The following is a 2,467-nucleotide window of genomic DNA, read 5'->3' on the forward strand; positions in this document are numbered from 1 at the left end:
TGATATCATCGTAATACAAACAAAGGCTTTTCAAACATACATCTGGCATCCAGCAGTTGATAAAGAAAAATATAAAAAACGAAGCCAATAAAAGAACAGCGAAAACAGGAGCAATTTATGCAAAAAATATATTTTTATGGATTAAAAAATCCCGTTGCCAGTTAAAGGTAACGGGATTTGACTTCACTTTGGAAATGACCATAAACCCTTCAGAATGCATATGAAATGGATATTTTCATTTTCTTTTACTGCTTTGGTGTAACAGGCTGATAAGGAAATGAGCCGTTTTATGCGATCTGCTTCAACAATTCTTCTCTCTTGATCTTTTTGTCACTGCCTGCCGGATAGTTTTCCAGGAGATATTTCTTTAACTGTTCCGCCCATTCTTCCTGATATCCGTCTACTTTTCTTATACTTTCCATAAACTCTCTCTGAATATATTCATCATTTACAGGCTCAATAGATTGTGGAACTTCGTTTTCTGTATCATCAAATATATATGCCTGTCTTATCGTATAAGATACTGCATCAAGAACACACCAAAAAGCTGATTCCGCCTGGGAATTTTCTGAAAAAGGGTCTATCAAAGTAGTAACAACCAATAATCCTTCATCTTCATCGGCTATCTCCAAATACATATCTAATCCATTATACTTCTTTTCTTCTATCCATTCCCAACACATATCGGTGGATCTGATAATTGTAGAATACCAATCATAGTCAGTTAGTATGTGCAATATTTTTTCCGATAAAGTTAGATAATAAGCAGCTTTCGCATCCAGATTCACTTTCTTAAACCAATCCATAATCTATTGCCTCCGATCTTTAGGGTATTCATATTGTTTACCATCTTTTACTATAAAAAAGTGACTCTTGGTTACTTTTTGCCCCTTTTTAATTTCAGATGATACAATAATCTCAAGGTTGGGATATCGCTTACTGAGTTGATATAATACACCTTTAACTGTATTAGGATTTCGTCCGAATCCAGCCTTACAGTTTGGACATACTCCGCCAGTATTAGACTGATGAATATATAGTTTTCCTTTTACAAGCTGAGGATCTTGATACTTTTTATCAACTGCATAAACAAACTTATTAATAACCATTTCTTCTGCATGTCTAGTAAACCTTTGATTCCTTTTACCTTCAAACGGTGCCTTAATTGGTCTATCAGGTATTTCTTCATCCAAAGGCTTCAACCCTGCTTCTTTTGGTGCTGCTGTTATCACTCCTGGAGAAGCACCTTCAAACACTTCATTTTCCAAACCTTCAATATCTGTTCTGGCAACAGCAATAGTATCTAAATCAGTTCTCACCTTTTCTCTCCATTTTTTCAAATCACTTTTTAGAACATCCGTTATGCCTGTATCAATACAATTTGGATTTACCGCCAGGAAGAAGGCGTGGTATCCTCCTGTTTGCCGAACAGCAATACAATCGTCAACTTTGGTGATCAGGTTCTTTACAATCGGTGTTCTGACCAGAAACGGTTCCAGTGATCCAAAGGCCTTATTTACTACTGGCTGGGCAAAATGAACGAATCCGACAGCTCCGGCTCCAAAAAAACCTGCCAATATCGCGTTTTTCCAATTGATCTTCCGACCATGCAGGAGATCGTCTGCTATGGTGGTTCCTGTCCCTTCCACTGAGCTTATAAATCCGGTTTTGGTAAATATTTTTTGGATCGGGGCTGGTAACCTGGAAGCCAGTTTTTGTCCTCCGCGAAGTACTGATCCCAAGATTTTGGAATTTTTGACTCCCATAATCAGCCTTTGCCCAAATCCGGTCGCCAGTCCTTTTGAAACACTTCCGGCAATGCCAAGCCCAAAGATTCCAAGCAATCCGCCAAACGCCGCTTCCAGGAAGGTGTTTTCATTGATGCCTCCGTCGAGAATGATACTTGTCAGGAATGAAATGCCCATTCCCCATAATATGTAAGTTCCCAACCCGGACGTAGGAGGAAAGAAGCACAGTATAATGCCGGTCAATAAAACTATCGTAAAAGCTATATATTCTTTATATTTCACCACCCATTCCCAGGCTGCCGACAAACTATCAATCACTACCTCTGCTATTTTGGAGCAAATCTCGGTAAACCAGTCCCAAAAAGCAGCTGCGTTTTCTTTTGTCCATTTCCAGGCTCCTGAGATTTTGTCCGTTGTCCAATCCCAAGCTTTTGAAAATGGTTCGGTAATAAAATCCAGAAATCCTTCCTTTTCTTCGACCGGTGGAGACGAAACGGGCTGTTCCTTCTGCACCGGAACCTTCTGTTCAAATTGGTCAAATTTATCATTGACCGTTGGAACATCAAAACTACTGTCCGCATGAACTATCCCTTGAGTCAAAAGGCTTATTCCTGCAAAAGTAATCAACAAGATCATGAGAAATCGAAGAAGTTGTTTACCCCTCATGTTGGGTTACACCATTCCTTTTTCTTTATATACTACCTTGAACAATTGATAAT

2 protein-coding genes are annotated in these 2,467 nt (G+C 38.9%); both read right to left on the minus strand.

Annotated features, from left to right (window positions below; genetic code table 11):
* Window positions 1-287: 287 nt before the first annotated feature.
* The gene (locus tag H2C83_RS14220) at window positions 288-806 is read right to left on the minus strand and encodes an Imm6 family immunity protein (RefSeq protein WP_181741866.1); all 519 of its coding nucleotides are present in this window, start codon (window positions 804-806) and stop codon (window positions 288-290) included.
* Between the two features lie 3 nt (window positions 807-809).
* On the minus strand, window positions 810-2,030 hold the full coding sequence (locus H2C83_RS14225; protein ID WP_181741867.1) for a hypothetical protein: 1,221 nt from the start codon (window positions 2,028-2,030) through the stop codon (window positions 810-812).
* Window positions 2,031-2,467: the final 437 nt, after the last annotated feature.

It is taken from the genome of Thermoactinomyces mirandus (genome assembly GCF_013868055.1).
GTDB lineage: Bacteria > Bacillota > Bacilli > Thermoactinomycetales > Thermoactinomycetaceae > Thermoactinomyces > Thermoactinomyces mirandus.

What these genes read in the sequence shown, in the direction of transcription:
- H2C83_RS14220 (WP_181741866.1), bottom strand. Translation starts at nt 806, where the DNA reads ATGGATTGGTTTAAGAAAGTGAATCTGGATGCGAAAGCTGCTTATTAT.